Source organism: Rehaibacterium terrae (genome assembly GCF_014202935.1).
In the GTDB taxonomy this organism is placed as follows: Bacteria; Pseudomonadota; Gammaproteobacteria; order Xanthomonadales; family Xanthomonadaceae; genus Rehaibacterium; species Rehaibacterium terrae.
This window is the reverse complement of sequence record NZ_JACHHX010000005.1, coordinates 114,805-132,129: the sequence shown is the minus strand read 5'-3', so window position 1 is coordinate 132,129 and position 17,325 is coordinate 114,805. Positions and strand designations below refer to the sequence as shown.

The window sequence follows — 17,325 nt, the reverse complement described above, 5'->3', positions numbered from 1 at the left end:
TAGGACTCGAACCTACGACCAACGGGTTGAGCCAGCCTGCGAGACCGACTGCCGGGAAAGATGGTGGGCCGTGTAGGACTCGAACCTACGACCAACGGGTTGAGCCAGCCTGCGAGACCGACTGCCGGGAAAGATGGTGGGCCGTGTAGGACTCGAACCTACGACCAACTGGTTAAAAGCCAGCTGCTCTACCGACTGAGCTAACGGCCCCACGACTGCGAAATTGTATGCCGACCGACCGCGGCGAACACCGCACCCGCGACCAACATGGTTGAGCCAGCTGCTCTACCGACTGAGCTAACGGCCCACGACTGCGAAATTGTATGCCGACCGACCGCGGCGAAGGCCGCACCTGCGACCGGCATGGTTGAGCCAGCGGCTCCACCGACTGAGCCAACGATCCACGAGCCGGGCGCGCAGTTTATGCACCACGACGCCAAGTCTCAAGTTCAGTCGAAGCGGGGAGACTCGGCCCGACCGGCGTAGCGCGTCGGATCGGGCACTCCGGCCGCCGCGAAGCCCTCCGCGCGCAGCCGGCAGGCGTCGCAGTGGCCGCAGGCGCGGCCTTCGCCGTCGGCGCGGTAGCACGACACCGTCGCGGCGAAATCCACGCCCAGCCGCAGCCCCTGCTTGACGATGTCGGCCTTGGACAGCTGGATCAGCGGCGCATGGACGCGGATGCCCGCGCCCTCGACGCCGGCCTTGGTGGCGAGGTTGGCCAGCCGCTCGAAGGCCTCGATGAAGGCCGGTCGGCAGTCGGGATAGCCGGAGTAGTCGACAGCGTTGACACCGCAGAAGATGTCGCTGGCGCCGAGCACTTCCGCCCAGCCAAGCGCGATCGACAGCATGATGGTGTTGCGCGCCGGCACGTAGGTGACCGGAATGCCCGTGCCGCCGGCCTCGGGCACCTCGATGTCGTCGGTCAGCGCCGAGCCGCCGATGCTGCGCAGGTCGACCTGCACGGTCTTGTGCGCCACCGCGCCGAGCTGCCCGGCCACACGCGCGGCAGCGGTGAGTTCGGAGGTGTGGCGCTGGCCGTAGGCCACGCTCAGTGCATGGCAGGCGAAGCCCTGCTCACGGGCGATGGCGAGGGTGACGGCGGAGTCCATGCCACCGGAGACGAGGACGACGGCGTTCTTCACGGGAATCGGGAATCGGGAATCGGGAATCGGGAATCGGGAATCGGGAATCGGGAATCGGGAATCGGGAATCGGGAGGAGCGTAGCGCAGGTTTCAGTGCAGCAGGCAAACGGCGAAGGGCGTGGCGGCAGCGAGTCCCGACATCGCCTTCCAGAGTCGCGGGGCTCCGGCCGACGGCGCCGATTCCCGATTCCCTGTTGCCGGCTTCTCACCGTCCTGGCTCGTCGCCCCAGATCAGCTTGTGCAGCTGCATCTGCATGCGTACCGGCAGGCGGTCGGCGAGGATCCAGTCGGCCAGCTCGCGCGGGTCGATCTGGGTGTGGCTCGGCGAGAACCAGACCACGCATTTTTCGTGCAGCGCCCGCTCGCGGACCACCTCCCGCGCCCACTCGTAGTCGGCGCGGTCGCAGATCACGAACTTGAGCTGGTCATGCGCGGTGAGCCGGTCGAGGTTGTCCCAGCGGTTGCGCTGGACTTCTCCCGACCCCGGGGTCTTGATGTCGACCACCCGGCTGACCCGCGGATCGACCTCGGAAATGTCGATGGCGCCGGAGGTTTCCAGCGAGACCTCGTACCCGGCCTCGCACAGTCGCTGCAGCAGCGCGATGCAGCGCTTCTGCGCCAGCGGCTCGCCGCCGGTCACGCAGACATGACGGACGCCGTGGCGGGCGACTTCGGCCAGGATGGCGTCCAGCTCCCACCAGTCGCCGCCATGGAAGGCGTAGGCGGTATCGCAGTACTGGCAGCGCAGCGGACAGCCGGTGAGGCGGACGAACACGGTCGGCCAGCCGGCATCGCGCGCCTCGCCCTGCAACGAGCAGAAGATCTCGGTGAGGCGCAGCCTCTCGGCAACCGCGGTGCTCATGGAAGGAAGGCGCAAGCCGCCGCGCTTACTGGCGGCGCTCCAGCGCCAGCGCGCGCAGGCGACCCTGGGCCAGTCGCGCGACGGTGGTGTCGGGGTAACGCTCGATCACCCGGTTGAGCGTGGCTTCGGCCTCGGCCCACTGGCGCAGTTCGTACTGGCAGTAGCCGAGCTTGAGCAGCGCGTCGGGCGCCTTGTTGGAGTCGGGAAATTTCTGCAGCAGCGACTGGAAGCTCTCCAGCGCCACGTCGTAGTTCTGGGTGACGTAGTAGCTCTCGCCCAGCCAGTACCAGGCATTGGGGGCATACTCGCCATCGGGGAAGTCCTGGATGAAGCGCTGGAAACGGCGCGCCGATTCGGCGTACTGGCCGTTCTTGAGGGCATCGAAGGCGGCCTCGTAGGCGGCCCGCTCGCTGACCGGATCGGCGGGACGCGCGGGCGCGTCGGCGGGCACCGCAGCCTCCTGCGCCGGGAGCGGGGCTTCGGAAGGGGGCTGTGACGCAGCGGCGACAGCGCCCTGCTCCAGCCGGCCGATGCGGCTGTCGAGGTCGATGTACTGCTCGCGGTTGCGCTGCCTGAGCTGCTCGTTCTCGAACTGCAGTTGCTCCACCTGGCCGCGCAGGGCCTGGATCTCGGCGCGCAGGTCGGTGAGCTGGTTGAGCAGCTCCAGATTCTGCCCGCTGCCCTGCTGGGCCTGCAGCTGCTCCAGCCGGGCGACACGGTCGGCCAGGCTGGTGCGGGTCTGGGCAAGGACCGGGGCGGCGGCCAAGAGGGCCGCCGCCACGATCAGGGCGCGCGTGATGCCGGCGCGGATCATCGGTTACCGGGCGGTGTAGATGATCTCGACGCGACGGTTCTGCGACCAGCAGCTCTCGTTGGACACGGTGCAGACCGGACGCTCCTCGCCGTAGCTGACCACGGTCAGCTGGCTGGCGGAACCGCCGTTGGCCTGCAGGGCCGCGCTCACCGAGTTGCCACGGCGCTCGCCGAGGCCGAGGTTGTACTCGCGGCTGCCGCGCTCGTCGGCATGACCCTCGAGGGTGATGCGGGCGGACGGACGGTCGCGCAGGTACTTGGCGTGGCAGGCCATGATCGCGTTGAACTCCGGCTTGACGTTGTCGCGGTCGAAGTCGAAGTAGACCACGCGCTGGCGCAGGCAGCTGTCGGTGTCCAGGTCGGCCGGGGTGTAGCGGCCGTCGGAAACCGGCGCCGGCTGGGCGGGCGGAGCGGGCGGAGCGGGCGGAGCCGGCTCCTCCTTGACCTTCTTGGCGCAGGCGGCCAGGCCAACGCTCAGAGCGAGGGCAAAAAGCACGCGGGAAGTGGTGTTCATGGGATTTCCTCGGGTTGCGGGTAGCTGTAACTGCTTGTTTGAGATTGGAATCTTAGCCCGTCCTTGAATCAACGCTGCCGGAACGGCGACCAGGCGGGCTCCCGGACGTCACCATCGGCCAGTACCAGACGCTGCCGCACCCGGCCATCGGCCGAAACTGCGAACAGCACGCCTCGCGAACCTTCACGCGCGGCGTAAAGGATCATCGAGCCATTTGGAGCGAAGCTGGGGGACTCGTCGAGGTTGCCCGGCGAGAGGGTCTGCCAGCGCCCGCTACCCCCCAAGCTGCGGTCCAGAACCGCAATACGATAAACATTCCCGGCCCCCTGCGCCACGGCGAGCTTCTTGCCGTCGAAACTGACGCTGGCGCGGGCGTTGTACTCCCCCTGGAAGGTGACCCGGGTGGCCTCGCCGCCGCCGGCCGGCACCTGGTAGATCTGCGGCTTGCCGCCGCGGTCGGAGGTGAAATAGATGCTCTGCCCGTCCGGCGCCCACACCGGCTCGGTGTCGATCGCCCAGTGGTTGGTGATCTGGGTGAGCTGGCGAGTGGCCAGGTCCATCACGTAGATCTCGGGGTTCCCGGTGCGCGACAGGGTCAACGCCAGGCGGGTGCCGTCCGGCGAGAAGCTGGGCGCGCCGTTGATGCCGCGGAAGCTGGCCACCACCTCGCGGGCACCGGTGGCGATCTCCTGGATGTAGATCGAGGAATTGCCGCGCTCGAAGCTGACGTAGGCCAGGCGGCGGCCGTCCGGACTCCAGGCCGGCGACAGCAGCGGCTCGCGCGAGCGCACCACGGTCTGCGGGTTGTAGCCGTCGGCGTCGGCGACCATCAGCGCGTACTGGATGTTCTGGCCGACGCCGGTGGCGGTGACGTAGGCGATGCGGGTCCAGAAGGCGCCGCGGATGCCGAGGATCTTCTCGTAGATGTGGTCGGCGATCTGGTGCGCCACGTCGCGCATGCCCTGGGCGCGGCCGGCCAGCGCCAGGCCGAGCAGGCGTTCCTGCCTGGCGACGTCGAACAGCTCGAACTCGGCGCGGTAGCCGCCGTCGGGGTTGTCCAGGATGCGGCCGACGACGATGAAGTCCTGCTTGAGCAGACGCCAGGTGGCGAAGTTGATCTCCGGCCCGCGCAGCGGCTTCTCGACGATGTCCTGCTCGGGCAGGGCGCGGAACTGGCCGGAGCGGTTGAGGTCGGCGCGGATCACGGCGGCCACGTCGGTGTCCGGCGCGGCCGAGGTGCCGAGGTACTCGAACGGGACGATGGTGATCGGCAGCGCCGCGGCGGCGCCGCCGACGATGTCGATCTCCAGCGCCTGCCCGCGAACCGGGCCCATCGGCAGGAACAGGACCAGCAGCAGGGCGAAGAGCTTGTTCATCGTCATCGCGATCAACCCTCGGGGGCTCGGAAAGTGAAGCGGAGTTCGCGCCGGAACACCGACTCGAAGCCGGCGTAGGGCAGCGGCTGGGCACGCAGCACGGCGGCTTCCACCGAGCGACGCCCCAGTTCGTCGTATGGACAGGAGGGATCGACGTTGGCGCTGATCACCTCCCCGCCCGGGATCTGCACGATGCGGATCACACAGGGCACACCAGGGCGGATTGTCTCCGGTCTGATCCAGTTGCGTTCGACTGCTTGCTGAATGGCGAGCTGATAGCGGCCCAGCAGGCTGTCGTCGGTGCCGCCGGTCCCCGCCCGCGGGGCGCCGCTGTCGGCCGGAGCGGTGCGATCCTCGCTCCGGGCCGTGGCCAGCTGACGGTCACGCAGCTGCTCCAGGCGCTGCTGCTCCATCCGGCTCTGGCGCTCGGCGGCCTCGCGCTGGCGGCGGATCTCGGCGAGCTGCTTCTCGCGCTCCTCGGCCTGGCGGCGCAGGCGCTCGCGGCGCTCGGCCTCCTCCTGCTGGCGCTGGCGCTCGGTCAGGTCGATCTGCTCCTGGCGGCGGCGCTCCTCCTGCTCGCGACGCTGACGCTCCTCGGCCTGCTGCTGGGCCAGCCGGGCGGCGCGCTCCTGGTCGCGGGTGTCCGGGCGCGGCGGCGGGGTCTGCGGGGCTGGCTGCGGGGGCGTTTCGGCCTGCTGCGGGCGCGGCTCGGGACGCGGCTGCGGTGGCGGTGCCGCCGGCTCGGGCTGCGCCGGCGCCGGGCGCGGCGGCTCGGGACGCGCGGCCGGCGGACGCGGCTGCGGGCGCAGCCCGAGCGCGTCCGGATCGGTGACCAGCACCGCCTCGATCGGCTCGCCGGCCACTGAAATGGGGGCCGTGCTGCGCGTCCACCACAGGCCGCCGGCCATCACCAGGATGCACAGCAGGTGGAAGCCGAGCGAGTAGAGCAGCGCGCGGATTTTGTCGCCGGTGCTTTCCATCGGATCGGAATCAGCGCCTGGGCTGGTCCGGCGGCGCGGTCATCATGCCGATCTTCGGCACGCCGGCGCGCTGCAGCAGGGCCATGCCCTGCATCACTACGCCGTAATCGACACGATGGTCGCCGGCGATGAACACCGGCGCGGTCGGGTTCTGGCGCATGAAGGCGGCCACCTTGGCCTCCAGCGCCTCCGGGGTGATCTCCTCCGAAGGCGCGCCCTGCAGGGTCAGGTAGTAGCGGCCGTCGGCGGTGATCTCGACCACCACCGGGTCCTTCTTCTCCTGGTCGAGCGGTTTGGCATCGGCCTGCGGCAGCTCGATCTCCACGCCCAGATTGAGCAGCGGCGCGGTCACCATGAAGATGATCAGCAGCACGAGCATCACGTCGATGTAGGGCACGACGTTGATCTCGTTCTTGAGCTTGCGGCGATGGCGGGTACGGAAGGCGGACATGGCGGCGCTCCGGCTCGGCCCTCGTGGTCAATTACGACCACGGGGCGGCGGTGGGGTTCTCAATCGTCCAGGTGCGCCTGGCGCTGCAGGATCGAGCTGAACTCCTCGGCGAAGGCCTCGTAGCGCGCGTTGATCCGGTCGACCTTGGTGGCGTAGCGGTTGTAGGCCCAGACCGCCGGGATGGCGGCGAACAGGCCCATCGCGGTGGCGATCAGCGCCTCGGAGATGCCCGGCGCGACGGTGGCGATGGTCGCCTCCTTGACGTTGGCCAGGCCCTGGAAGGAGATCATGATGCCCCAGACGGTGCCGAACAGGCCGACGTAGGGCGCGATCGAGCCGACGTTGGCCAGGAACTCCAGGTTGTGCTCGAGCTCGCCGACCTCGCGCGAGAGCTGGGCGCGCATGGCGCGCTGGGCACCCTCGAGCTGGGTGCGGGCGTCCACGCCGCGCTTCTGGCGCAGGCGGGCGAATTCGCTGAAGCCGGCTTCGAAGATCGCCTCCAGCCCCCTCACGCTGCGGTTGCGGTCGCTGGCCTCGCGGTAGAGCTGGTTGAGGTCGATCCCCGACCAGAAGCGCTCCTCGAAGGCCTCGGCCTCGTCGGCGGCGTCGTTGAGCGACTTGTGCTTGCGGAAGATGATCGTCCAGGAGGCGACCGAGCCGAAAGCCAGCAGCAGCATGACGGCCTTGACCGGCAGGCTGGCGTGCATGATCAGCTGCCAGTAGTCGAGCTCGCCGCCGAGCGGCACGGCGGCCGCGGTGGCACCGGGGGCGACGGCCTCGACCGCCGGGGCGGCCAGGGCGGCCAGCAGGGGAATCAGTTCGTTCATCCGCTCTCACTCCGGAAGCATCAATGCCGCGCGCACTGCCTCCGGCAGCGGACGCGGACGGAAATCGGAAGCCGCCAGGCAGGCGACGCGCACCTCGGCGGTGAGCAGCGTCTCCCCGTCGCGCACGATCGCCTGCCGTAACACCAGACTCGCCCGCCGGCATTCAGCCAGCTCCACGCTGACCGCCAGCTGATCGTCCAGCCGCGCCGGCCTGAGGAAGTCGAGCCTCATCGCCCGCACCGCGAACACCCGGTCCGCGTCCTCCCGCAGCGCCTGCTGGCCCACGCCGAGCGACCGCAGCCATTCGGTGCGGGCGCGCTCGAGGAAGCACAGGTAGCTGGCGTGGTAGACCACGCCGCCGGCGTCGGTATCTTCCCAGTAAACCCGGGTGGGCCAGATGAACGGGAATTCAACGCCCCCCGGCCGCCGTGCGTCGGCGCCTGCGCCGCCTCCGGTCACGGGCCGTCCCCGGCGAACAGGTCGGCCCCGGCCGGACTGCGCGGCGGCGGGTTCAGGCCCAGGTGCCGCCAGGCCTTGGCGGTGACCATGCGGCCGCGGGCGGTGCGCATCAGGAACCCCTGCTGGATCAGGTAGGGCTCGAGTACGTCCTCGATGGTCCCGCGATCCTCGCCGATGGCGGCGGCCAGCGACTCCACCCCGACCGGGCCGCCGTCGAAGCTCTCGATCATGGTGCGCAGCAGGCGGCGGTCGAGGTCGTCGAAGCCCTCGGCGTCGACCTTCACCATCCGCATCGCGTCCTGCGCGACCTCGAGGGTGATCACGCCGCTGGCCTTGACCTGGGCGAAGTCGCGGGCCCGGCGCAGCAGCCGGTTGGCGATGCGCGGCGTGCCGCGCGAGCGGCGCGCGATCTCGGCCGCACCTTCGGGTTCGCAGGCGATGCCGAGGATCTTCGCCGAGCGGCGCACGATCCGGGTCAGCTCCTCGGGCGTGTAGAACTCCAGCCGCTGGACGATGCCGAAGCGGTCGCGCAGCGGGCTGGTCAGCAGGCCGGCGCGGGTGGTGGCACCGATCAGCGTGAACGGCGGCAGGTCGAGCTTGATCGAGCGCGCGGCCGGGCCCTCGCCGATCATGATGTCGATCTGGTAGTCCTCCATTGCCGGGTAGAGGATCTCCTCGACCACCGGCGACAGGCGGTGGATCTCGTCGACGAACAGCACATCGTGCGGCTGCAGGTTGGTCAGCAGCGCGGCCAGGTCGCCGGGGCGCTCGATCACCGGCCCCGAGGTCTGCCGCAGGTTGACGCCCAGCTCGTTGGCGATGACGTGCGAGAGTGTCGTCTTGCCGAGGCCGGGCGGCCCGAAGATCAGCACGTGATCCATCGCCTCGCCGCGGCGCCTGGCGGCCTCGATGTAGACCTTCAGCTGCTCGCGCACCGGCTGCTGGCCGAGGTATTCGTCGAGCATGCGCGGGCGGATCGACGCCTCCAGCCGGGCTTCGTCGAGGGTTTCTTCGGGGGAAACGAGGCGGTCGGTCATTGCAGCCGGGAATCGGGAACGGCGAATCGGGAATCGTCAGAGCGGGCGCTCGACCCGTTCAGGCACACGCATGGCATCGCAGTGTAGAGCCTGCGCCTTCCCGCCGCAGCATCGCCGGTCGCGCTGCCGACTCCCGGCACTCAGGTCCGCAACGCGGACTTGAGCGCCTTGCGGATGATGGCCTCGGCGCTGTCGCCGTCTGCTTTCGCCTTCTCGGCCATGCGGGCGGCCTCGGCCGGCTTGTAGCCGAGCTGCTGCAGGGCGACGACGGCCTCGGCGAGCGGGTCGGCCGGCGCCGCGCCGCCCTTCCCCGCCAGCACCGCCGCCGCACCGGCGCCGAAATCGGCGGCGCGGTCGCGCAACTCGACCACCATGCGTTCGGCGGTCTTCTTGCCGATCCCGGGGATGCGGGTGAGCGCGGCGACGTCGCCGGCCTGCACCAGCCGGGCGAACTCCTCGACGCTCACGCCCGAGAGTACGGCGAGCGCGATCCTGGCGCCGATGCCGCTGACCTTCTGCAGGTCGCGGAACAGCCGCCGCTCGGACTCCTTGAGGAAGCCGTACAGCGCCACCGAGTCCTCCTTCTGCGCGTAGTGGGTGTACAGCGACACCTCGCGCCCGACCTCGGGCAGGTCGTAGAAGGTGCTCATCGGTGCTTCCAGCTCGTAGCCGACGCCATGCACGTCGACCACCAGCCACGGCGGCTGCTTGTGGATGAGGATCCCCTTGAGTCGTCCGATCATGCTGCGGCTCCTGTGGCGGCCGGCAGAGTGTAGCGGCCCACCCTGCTCCTGCAGTGCTCAGCGGCGACGCCGCAGCAGCGTGGAGGCCAGCACCCCGGTGCGCTCGGCCAGGGTGCGCGAATGGGCGTGGGTGATCGCCACCGCCAGCGCGTCGGCGGCGTCGGGCTGCAGTTTCTGCTTCAGGCCCAGCAGCACGCCGACCATGTGCTGCACCTGGGTCTTGTCGGCCACGCCGCGACCGACCACGGCATTCTTGACCTGCATCGGCGCGTATTCGTGTACGGGCAGCTCGCGCGCCACCACGGCGCAGATCGCCGCGCCGCGCGCCTGGCCGAGCTTGAGCGCCGAGTCCGGGTTCTTCGCCACGAATACCCGCTCGATGGCGATTTCCTGCGGCCGGTAGCGCTCGATGAGGGCGCCGAGCCGGTCGAAGATCGCCTTGAGCCGACGCGGAAAATCGTCGTCGCCGCCGACGGTCAGCGCCTCGTGGTGCACATGCGTGCAACGCCCGGTCGCATCGGCGTCGACGATGCCGATGCCGGTGCGCACCGAGCCGGGGTCGACACCCAGGATCCGGACCATCTACGCCTCCGCCATCTTCATGCCGAATGCCGACCGCCCTGAGCGCAGGGCGCAGGGCGCCCGGAGTCGAAGGGTGCCGAGGATGCGGGTCATCGACGGGACGGGCAGCGGAAACCGGGAACCGGTAGCCGGTAACCGGAAAGAGCAGCCGCGCGGCAGCCGCAAGCCGCCCTCCGGTTACCGGCTACCGGTTCCCGGTTTCCGCTTCTCGAATCACCCATACGCATCCGCCCCAAGCTCGGCATTCGAATAGACCGACTGCACGTCGTCCATGTCCTCCAGCCAGTCGAGCAGCCTGGCGACCTGCTGGGCGGTTTCGCCGGTCACGGCGATGTCGTTGTCGGCGCGCATGGTCACCTCGGCCTCGTCGGGCGGCAGGCCGGCGGCCGTCATCGCCTGCTTCACGGCCTCGAAGTTCTCCGGCGCGCACAGCACCTCGATCGAGCCGTCGTCCGGGTGCACCACGATGTCGTCGGCACCGGCCACGATGGCGGCCTCGGTCACCCGGTCCTCATCGGCACCGGGCGCGTAGCTGAGCACGCCGAGCTTGCGGAACATGAAGGCTACCGAGCCGTCGGTGCCGAGGTTGCCGCCGAACTTGCTGAAGGCATGGCGCACGTCGGCGACGGTGCGGTTGCGGTTGTCGGTCATGGTCTCGACGATCACCGCCACCCCGCCCGGGGCATAGCCCTCGAAGCGGATCTCCTCGTAGCTCACGCCTTCCAGCTCGCCGGTGGCCTTCTTGATGGCGCGCTCGATGTTGTCCTTGGGCATGTTGACCGAAAGCGCCCTGTCGATCGCCAGCCGCAGGCGCGGGTTGGCGGCCGGGTCGCCGCCGCCGGTGCGCGCGGCGACGGTGATCTCGCGGATCACCTTGGTGAAGATCTTGCCGCGCTTGGCGTCCTGCGCGTTCTTGCGATGCTGGATGTTGGCCCACTTGGAATGACCGGCCATGGCGTTGCAACGTCCTCGGGACAGCGGGGTGGAAACCGCAGGATTATAGCGGGCCGGGCCGGCTCAGCCGGGCGGCGGACCGAAGCGGCCCTCGCGCAGGAACGCCGCCGCCAGCCGCGCCGCTGCCGGCGCGAGCAGCAGACCGGTGTGGTTGCAACGGATCGTCCGATGGTCGGACAGCCCCGGAATGCGGGTCTCGGCGACGGCGACCGTGCCGTCGTGCGGGCCGTCGAAACGGCCGAGCACCCGCCCCATGCCCCAGGCCAGCGACCCGGCGACCACGCCGACCTCGGCCCGCCCCTCCCAGCAGCCGATGCCCTCGACGATCAGCCGCTGGCCGGCGCCGAGCGCTCGCGCCAGCCGCGGCAGCCGTGTGCTTGCGCGCGCCGCCGCGCGGCTGCCGGCCAGCGGCGAGCCCAGGCAGACCACCCGCCGCACCGGCAGCCCGGGATGGCGGCGCAGCGTCTCCAGCGCGATCAGTCCGCCCAGGCTGTGTCCGACCAGATGCGGCGCGCCGCCGTGCTCGGCCAGGCGCGCGGCGAGGCGGGCGATGGCCGGCTCCGGGCCGCCGCGCACACTCGGATAATCGAAGATTTCCGGCGCGAAGCCGGCCCGCGCCAACCGCCGTGCCAGCGGCCACAGCGCGAAGCCGCGCAGCCACAGACCGTGCAGGAGGATGACCGGCTCGCCCATGCCGCCATCCTGCCGCAGACCGGGGCGTCGCAGCGCGCCGCCAGCCCGCCGTCAGCCCTTGGGCACCGGGCGGATGTGCAGCTCGGCCAGCTGCTCGTCCGGGATCGGCGACGGCGCGCCGGTCATCGGGCACTGCGCGGTGGTGGTCTTGGGGAAGGCGATCACGTCGCGGATCGAATCGGTGCCGGCCATCAGCGCGGCGATGCGGTCGATGCCGAAGGCGATGCCGCCGTGCGGCGGCGCGCCGTAGCGCAGCGCGTCGAGCAGGAAGCCGAACTTGGCCTCGGCCTCCTCGGCGCCGATGCCGAGCAGGTCGAACACCGCGCTCTGCATGTCCGGGCGATGGATGCGGATCGAGCCGCCGCCGATCTCGTTGCCGTTGAGCACCATGTCGTAGCCGCGCGAGACGGCGGTGCGTGCGTTGGCCTTGAGCTCGGCGATATCGTCCACCGCCGGCGCGGTGAACGGGTGGTGCAGGGCCACGTAGCGCGCCTGCTCCTCGTCCCACTCGAACATCGGGAAGTCGGTGACCCACAACGGCCGCCAGGCGTGCTCGACGCGACCCAGGTCGGCGCCGAGCTTGAGCCGCAGCGCGCCCATGAAATCGCACACCACCTTGTACGGGCCGGCGCCGAAGAACAGCAGGTCGCCGCTTCGCGCCCCCGTCGCCGCCAGCAGCGCGGACAGCGTGGCGTCGTCGAGGAACTTGGCGATCGGCGAGTTGATGCCCTCGCGGCCCTTGGCGAGGTCGTCGACGCGGATCCACGCCAGCCCCTTGGCGCCGAACTTGGCGACATGGGCGGCGCACTCGTCGATCTGCTTGCGCGAGAAGCTGGCGCCGCCCGGCGCGCGCAGCGCGGCGACACGGCCGTCGACGTGGTCGGCCCAGTCGGCGAACACCTTGAACCCGCAGCCCTTCACCTGTTCGGCGACATCGACCAGTTCCAGGTCGATGCGCAGGTCGGGCTTGTCCGAGCCGAAGCGGCGCATGGCCTCGGCATAGGTCATGCGCGGGAAGGGATCCTCGAGCTGGACGCCGATCACCTCGCGGAACACCTCGCGGATCATCGTCTCGACGGTGTCCTGCACGTCACGCTCACTGACCCAGGCGAACTCCATGTCGAGCTGGGTGAACTCGAGCTGGCGGTCGGCGCGCAATGCCTCGTCGCGGAAGCAGCGGGCGATCTGGTAGTAGCGGTCGAAGCCGGCCACCATCAGGATCTGCTTGAACAGCTGCGGCGACTGCGGCAGCGCGTAGAACTCGCCCGGATGCAGGCGCGCCGGCACCAGGAAGTCGCGCGCCCCCTCGGGCGTGGCCTTGGTCAGGATCGGCGTCTCGATGTCCTGGAAACCGCGCGCGTCGAGCCAGCGGCGCAGCGCCTGCACCAGCCGGATGCGGGTGCGCATCATGCGCTGCATCTCGGGACGGCGCAGGTCGAGATAGCGGTACTTCAGGCGGATTTCCTCGCCCGGATTCTCATGAGCGTGGAACGGCAGCGGCGCGGCCTTGTTGAGCACCTCGATGGTCTCGGCCACGACCTCGACCCGGCCCGAGCGCAGGCGGTCGTTGACGCTGTGGCGGGCGCGCACGGTGCCGGTGACGCGCAGACAGTCCTCGTAGCCCACCTCGGCGGCGACCGCATAGGCCGGGTTGTCCGGCTCGGCGACGATCTGGACGATGCCCTCGTGGTCGCGCAGGTCGATGAAGCAGACGCCGCCGAGGTTGCGGGCGACATCGGCCCAGCCGCACAGGGTCACGGTCCGGCCGATCAGGGTCTCGTCGACGAGACCGCAGTAGTGGGTGCGCATGGAAGCTCCTGGGCCGCGCGCGACGCCGGCCGGGCAAGGGGGAAATCGGGCCGCAAATGGTAGGGCCGCGCGGCGAAGCCCGCAAACCGCGCCGCCGAAACGGCGAGGCCCGCCGGATGGCGGGCCTCGGGAAGCGACGCAGGACACCGCGTCACTCGATCTCGGGATGGCCCCACGGCGTCGGCGGCGTCGGCACCGGCGTGGTCAGGTCGAACTCGACGCGGAAGATGCGCCCCGGCCGGTACAGCTCGTAGACGAACTGCTCGCCGGGGCGGATCTCCATCGCCCAGGTGTTGGTCACCGACACGGACAGACCCTCGCGCTCGAACATCTGCCTGGAGTACTCGTCGACCGGGAACTCCTGGCGGACCTCGGTGCCGGGCTCGGCGGTGTCGCCGCCGTACAGGGTCACCGCGTCCTCGCTGCCGTCCTCGTGGCGATGGTCGTGCTTCAGGCGCAGGCCAGTGTCGGTGCGGGTCAGCACCCAGGTGCGCGAATGGTCGTCGCCGACGTGGAAGGGGATCTTGATCTCGCGCTCGCTGCACTCGCGCACGTGCATCACCAGCGGCTTGCCGGCGAAGGGGTCGTTCTCCGCCTGCGGCTCGTTGGCGGCGATGCGGCCGGCGAAGGCCTGCCCGCAGTGCTGGGCGATGCGGGCCAGGAAGGCGTCGGCGGGCGCGACCTCGGCGGTCACCGGCCCGGTGGACTCGATGGCCGGCGCGGCGGTCTGCGGATCGGAACGCTCCCCGCCGCAGGCGGCGAGAAGGACGGCGGTGGCGAGCAGGCTCGCGGTGCGGGTGGGCGTATTCATGGCACCCGCGACCCTACCCCGACCGACCGACCGGGGCAAGCCCGCTCAGCCCGCCGTGGCGGCGGCCGGCTTGCTTTCGGCGGGTTTGCTCTCGGCAGGCTTGCTCTCGGCCTTGGGCGCGCTGTCGCCCTTGTCGGCCAGATTGCGCTTGCGGTCGCCGTCCTTCTTGAAGTCGGTCTCATACCAGCCCGAACCGGCCAGCCGGAAGACCGGGGCGGTCACCTGACGGCGCACCTCCGGCGCGCCGCAGGACGGGCAATCGGTCGGGTCGGGATCGGAAAGCTTCTGCAGGCGCTCGAAGTCGTGACCGCAGCTGCCGCATTCAAAGGCGTAGATGGGCATGGTGCACCTGGAATGACGAAGGCCTACCGGGCCGGTGCGCGGATTGTGGGGACTGCCGTCGCGATTTCAAGCGCCTGCCTCCAGCTGAACGGACACCGACGGGGCCGTGCACGCCCGCTGGCGTGGCCGCGGCCGCCGCATACACTGCGCCGGTCACCGATGGAGAACGACGATGTCGCGCAGCAATGGATCGACCCTGAGCTTCCCCGCCGCCCTGCTGATCGCGCTCGGCCTGGCCGCCGGCGGCTGGCTGGCCGCGCAGGGGCTGGCCAAGTTCCGCACCGCCGACCGCTACGTGACGGTCAAGGGCCTGGCCGAGCGCCACGTCGAAGCCGATCTGGTGGTCTGGCCGCTGCCGCACGCGGTGGTCGGCAACGACCTGGCCCAGGTGCAGGCGGCACTGGACGCCAACACCGCCGCGATCCGCCGCTTCTTCACCGACGCCGGCTTCGGCGAGGAGGAGATCGTCGTCTCGCCGCCACGGCTGGAGGACCGGGCCGCCTACGCCTGGGGCGAGCAGCAGCCGCGCGAGCGCTACCGCTACAGCAACACCGTCACCCTGCGCACCGCACGGGTGGGCGAGGCGCTGGGGGCGCTGCGCCGCACCGGCGAGCTGGTCGCCAGCGGCGTGCTGCTGGCCGAGGGTGGCTTCCCGCAGTTCGAATACACGCGGCTCAACGACATCAAGCCGGCATTGATCGCCGAGGCCACGGCGAACGCCCGCGCTTCGGCCGAGCAGTTCGCGCAGGACGCCAAAGCCAAGGTCGGCGGCATCCGCAGCGCCAACCAGGGCCAGATCGACATCAGCGACCGCGATCAGGGCTCGCCGCAGGTGAAGAAGATCCGCGTGGTGACGACGGTGGAGTACTTCCTGGTCGACTGACGTCGGAGCACCGGCATCCGCTCGCGGCGGCTGCCGCGGCCACGCGCTAGCCTGCCTCCAGCGCCTCGTACAGCGCCAGCCACTCCGCTTCGAGCGCGTCGCGCTCGCGGGTCAGCTCGGCTTGCCGGCGGCCGAGCTGCGCGGCCTCGCTGCTGTCGACGGCATACAGCGCCGGGTCGGCAAGCCTGGCCTCGACCTCGGCGCAGGCCGCCTGGAGCGCGGCGAGCTTTTCCTCCAGCTGCTTGAGCTTGCGCCGCTGCGCGCCATCCTCGCGGCGCGGCGGCGCGGGCTGCGCCTTCGGTCTGGCCGCCTTATCGGCCTTGCTGCCGCCGCGCTGCTCGGCATTGTGCGCCCGCAGCCAGGCAGCGTACTCGTCGAGGTCGCCGTCGAACTCCTCGACACGTCCGTCGGCCACCCGCCAGAAGGTGTCGCAGACCAGGCCGATCAAATGCCGGTCGTGCGACACCAGCACGATGGCGCCGGGGAAGTCGCTCAATGCCTCGGCCAGGGCCTCGCGCATGTCCAGGTCGAGGTGGTTGGTCGGCTCGTCGAGCAGCAGCACGTTGGGACGGCGCCAGGCGATCAGCGCCAGCGCCAGGCGCGCGCGCTCGCCGCCGGAGAAGCCGTCGATGCACTCGAAGGCGCGGTCGCCGGGGAAGTTCCAGCGGCCGAGGAAGTTGCGGAACTCCTGCGTCGGCGTGTCCGGCGAGAGTTCGCGCAGGTGGTCGATCGGGCTGGCGCCCGCGCGCAGGCTCTCCACGGTGTGCTGGGCGAAGTAGCCGATCACCATGTCGCCATGGGCGACGCGCTCGCCCGCCAGCGGCGGCAGCGTGCCCACCAGCGTCTTCACCAGCGTGGACTTGCCGGCGCCATTGGGGCCCAGCAGGCCGATGCGGTCGCCGGCCTCCAGCCCGAAGCGCACGCCGTGCAGGATCACCACATCGCCGCGCTCGGTGTGCTCGTGCTCGACCGGCAGAGCCTCGTCGCCGTGTTCGTCGGCGATGGCGGCGCGGTAGCCGGCCTCGACATCGTTCAGCCGGATCAGCGAGAACGGCATCTTCGCCGGCGCCTGGAATCCGATGTGCAGTGCGCGCTCGGCGCGCACCGCCTCGGTGCCGGCCAGCTTGGCCAGGCGCTTGATCCGCGACTGCGCCTGCCGGGCCTTGCTGGCCTTGGCCTTGAAGCGGTCGATGAAGGCCTGCAGATGGGCGCGCTCGGCCTGTTCCTTCTCGAAGGCGATCTGCTGCTGGCGCAGGTGCTCGGCGCGCTGGCGCTCGAAGCTGGTGTAGTCGCCGACGTACAGCTTCGCCCGGCCGTCATGCAGGTGCAGGGTGTGGGTACTGACGCCGTCGAGGAACTCGCGGTCGTGCGAGATGATCAGCAGCGTGCCCGGATACTTCAGCAGCCACTGCTCCAGCCACAGCACGGCGTCGAGGTCGAGGTGGTTGGTGGGCTCGTCGAGCAGCAGCAGGTCCGAGGGCGTCATCAGCGCCCGCGCCAGGTTCAGGCGCACGCGCCAGCCGCCGGAGAACTCCGACACCGGCTTGCCGTGGGTCTCGGGCGGAAAGCCCAGGCCGTGCAACAGGCGGCCGGCCCGGGCGCTGGCGTCGTAGCCGCCCAGTTCCTCCAGCCGATGATGCGCCTCGGCCACGGCCTCCCAGTCCTCGCGCGCCATCGCCTCGCTTTCGGCACGGATCGCGGCGTGCACCGCGGCATCGCCGGAGAGCACGAAGTCGATGGCGGCATCCGGCAGCGACGGCGTCTCCTGCGCGACGCTGGCGATGCGCACCTTCTGCGGCAGCTCGATATCGCCGCGGTCCGGCTCCACCTGGCCCATCAGCGCGGCGAACAGGCTGGACTTGCCGCAGCCGTTGCGGCCGACCACGCCGACACGCCAGCCCGCGTGCAGTGCCAGGTCGACATCGGACAACAGCAGGCGCTCGCCGCGGCGCAGCGCGAAATTGCGGAAAGAGATCATCGGCGGATTATCGCATCCAGGCCCGGAGCGGGCCGTGATGCCGCCGGCGACCCGGCCGGACGCTTGTC

General features: G+C 70.4%; 19 protein-coding genes and 1 tRNA gene. 1 reads left to right on the top strand and 19 read right to left on the bottom strand.

Features of this window, described 5'->3' with window-relative positions:
* Positions 1-134: 134 nt before the first annotated feature.
* The 18 genes from HNQ58_RS05075 to HNQ58_RS04990 all read right to left on the bottom strand — a co-directional run bounded on the left by HNQ58_RS05075 (position 135) and on the right by HNQ58_RS04990 (position 14,396).
* Positions 135-210: transfer RNA gene (locus HNQ58_RS05075), tRNA-Lys, on the bottom strand.
* A 239-nt stretch (positions 211-449) separates the two neighbouring features.
* On the bottom strand, positions 450-1,142 hold the full coding sequence (queC, locus tag HNQ58_RS05070; RefSeq protein ID WP_183947709.1) for a 7-cyano-7-deazaguanine synthase QueC: 693 nt from the start codon (positions 1,140-1,142) through the stop codon (positions 450-452).
* Between the two features lie 206 nt (positions 1,143-1,348).
* Complete coding sequence (gene queE, locus HNQ58_RS05065; protein WP_183947708.1) at positions 1,349-2,005, bottom strand: 7-carboxy-7-deazaguanine synthase QueE; 657 nt, start codon at positions 2,003-2,005, stop codon at positions 1,349-1,351.
* A gap of 25 nt (positions 2,006-2,030) precedes the next feature.
* Positions 2,031-2,819: a tol-pal system protein YbgF gene (gene ybgF / locus HNQ58_RS05060; protein ID WP_183947707.1), complete on the bottom strand. Its 789-nt coding sequence runs from the start codon at positions 2,817-2,819 to the stop codon at positions 2,031-2,033.
* A 3-nt stretch (positions 2,820-2,822) separates the two neighbouring features.
* Complete coding sequence (pal, locus tag HNQ58_RS05055; protein ID WP_183947706.1) at positions 2,823-3,332, bottom strand: peptidoglycan-associated lipoprotein Pal; 510 nt, start codon at positions 3,330-3,332, stop codon at positions 2,823-2,825.
* 68 nt (positions 3,333-3,400) lie between these two features.
* Complete coding sequence (tolB, locus tag HNQ58_RS05050) at positions 3,401-4,714, bottom strand: Tol-Pal system beta propeller repeat protein TolB (protein WP_425504149.1); 1,314 nt, start codon at positions 4,712-4,714, stop codon at positions 3,401-3,403.
* Between the two features lie 5 nt (positions 4,715-4,719).
* The gene (gene tolA / locus HNQ58_RS05045) at positions 4,720-5,688 is read right to left on the bottom strand and encodes a cell envelope integrity protein TolA (protein ID WP_183947704.1); all 969 of its coding nucleotides are present in this window, start codon (positions 5,686-5,688) and stop codon (positions 4,720-4,722) included.
* 10 nt (positions 5,689-5,698) lie between these two features.
* Positions 5,699-6,139, bottom strand: coding sequence for a protein TolR (gene tolR, locus HNQ58_RS05040; RefSeq protein WP_183947703.1), 441 nt, complete (start codon positions 6,137-6,139; stop codon positions 5,699-5,701).
* A gap of 59 nt (positions 6,140-6,198) precedes the next feature.
* Positions 6,199-6,966 carry a protein TolQ gene (gene tolQ / locus HNQ58_RS05035; RefSeq protein ID WP_183947702.1) on the bottom strand — a complete coding sequence of 256 codons (768 nt, stop codon included), beginning with the start codon at positions 6,964-6,966 and terminating at the stop codon, positions 6,199-6,201.
* Positions 6,967-6,972: 6 nt separating this feature from the next.
* Complete coding sequence (gene ybgC / locus HNQ58_RS05030) at positions 6,973-7,425, bottom strand: tol-pal system-associated acyl-CoA thioesterase (protein WP_183947701.1); 453 nt, start codon at positions 7,423-7,425, stop codon at positions 6,973-6,975.
* Entirely contained in the window at positions 7,422-8,462 is a 1,041-nt protein-coding gene (gene ruvB, locus HNQ58_RS05025; RefSeq protein WP_183947700.1) for a Holliday junction branch migration DNA helicase RuvB, read from the bottom strand. Before ruvB ends, ybgC begins: the two co-directional genes overlap by 4 nt.
* Positions 8,463-8,602: 140 nt before the next feature.
* A complete protein-coding gene (ruvA, locus tag HNQ58_RS05020) occupies positions 8,603-9,205 on the bottom strand; it encodes a Holliday junction branch migration protein RuvA (protein WP_183947699.1) in 603 nt (200 codons plus the stop codon).
* A 57-nt stretch (positions 9,206-9,262) separates the two neighbouring features.
* Positions 9,263-9,787: a crossover junction endodeoxyribonuclease RuvC gene (gene ruvC, locus HNQ58_RS05015; protein ID WP_183947698.1), complete on the bottom strand. Its 525-nt coding sequence runs from the start codon at positions 9,785-9,787 to the stop codon at positions 9,263-9,265.
* A gap of 213 nt (positions 9,788-10,000) precedes the next feature.
* Positions 10,001-10,741 carry a YebC/PmpR family DNA-binding transcriptional regulator gene (locus HNQ58_RS05010; RefSeq protein WP_183947697.1) on the bottom strand — a complete coding sequence of 247 codons (741 nt, stop codon included), beginning with the start codon at positions 10,739-10,741 and terminating at the stop codon, positions 10,001-10,003.
* Between the two features lie 63 nt (positions 10,742-10,804).
* Positions 10,805-11,434: an esterase/lipase family protein gene (locus HNQ58_RS05005; RefSeq protein WP_183947696.1), complete on the bottom strand. Its 630-nt coding sequence runs from the start codon at positions 11,432-11,434 to the stop codon at positions 10,805-10,807.
* 51 nt (positions 11,435-11,485) lie between these two features.
* Positions 11,486-13,243: an aspartate--tRNA ligase gene (gene aspS / locus HNQ58_RS05000; protein WP_183947695.1), complete on the bottom strand. Its 1,758-nt coding sequence runs from the start codon at positions 13,241-13,243 to the stop codon at positions 11,486-11,488.
* Positions 13,244-13,394: 151 nt separating this feature from the next.
* Positions 13,395-14,054, bottom strand: a complete 660-nt coding sequence (locus tag HNQ58_RS04995) for a hypothetical protein (RefSeq protein ID WP_183947694.1) — start codon at positions 14,052-14,054, stop codon at positions 13,395-13,397.
* A 45-nt stretch (positions 14,055-14,099) separates the two neighbouring features.
* A complete protein-coding gene (locus tag HNQ58_RS04990) occupies positions 14,100-14,396 on the bottom strand; it encodes an FmdB family zinc ribbon protein (RefSeq protein ID WP_183947693.1) in 297 nt (98 codons plus the stop codon).
* A 172-nt stretch (positions 14,397-14,568) separates the two neighbouring features.
* On the opposite strand from HNQ58_RS04990, the gene HNQ58_RS04985 reads away from it, so the two are divergent.
* Positions 14,569-15,279, top strand: coding sequence for an SIMPL domain-containing protein (locus HNQ58_RS04985; RefSeq protein WP_183947692.1), 711 nt, complete (start codon positions 14,569-14,571; stop codon positions 15,277-15,279).
* A 46-nt stretch (positions 15,280-15,325) separates the two neighbouring features.
* Here HNQ58_RS04985 and abc-f read toward each other — a convergent pair whose 3' ends face one another.
* Positions 15,326-17,257 (bottom strand): ribosomal protection-like ABC-F family protein, encoded by a 1,932-nt coding sequence (gene abc-f, locus HNQ58_RS04980; protein WP_183947691.1) that lies wholly within the window; start codon positions 17,255-17,257, stop codon positions 15,326-15,328.
* Positions 17,258-17,325: the final 68 nt, after the last annotated feature.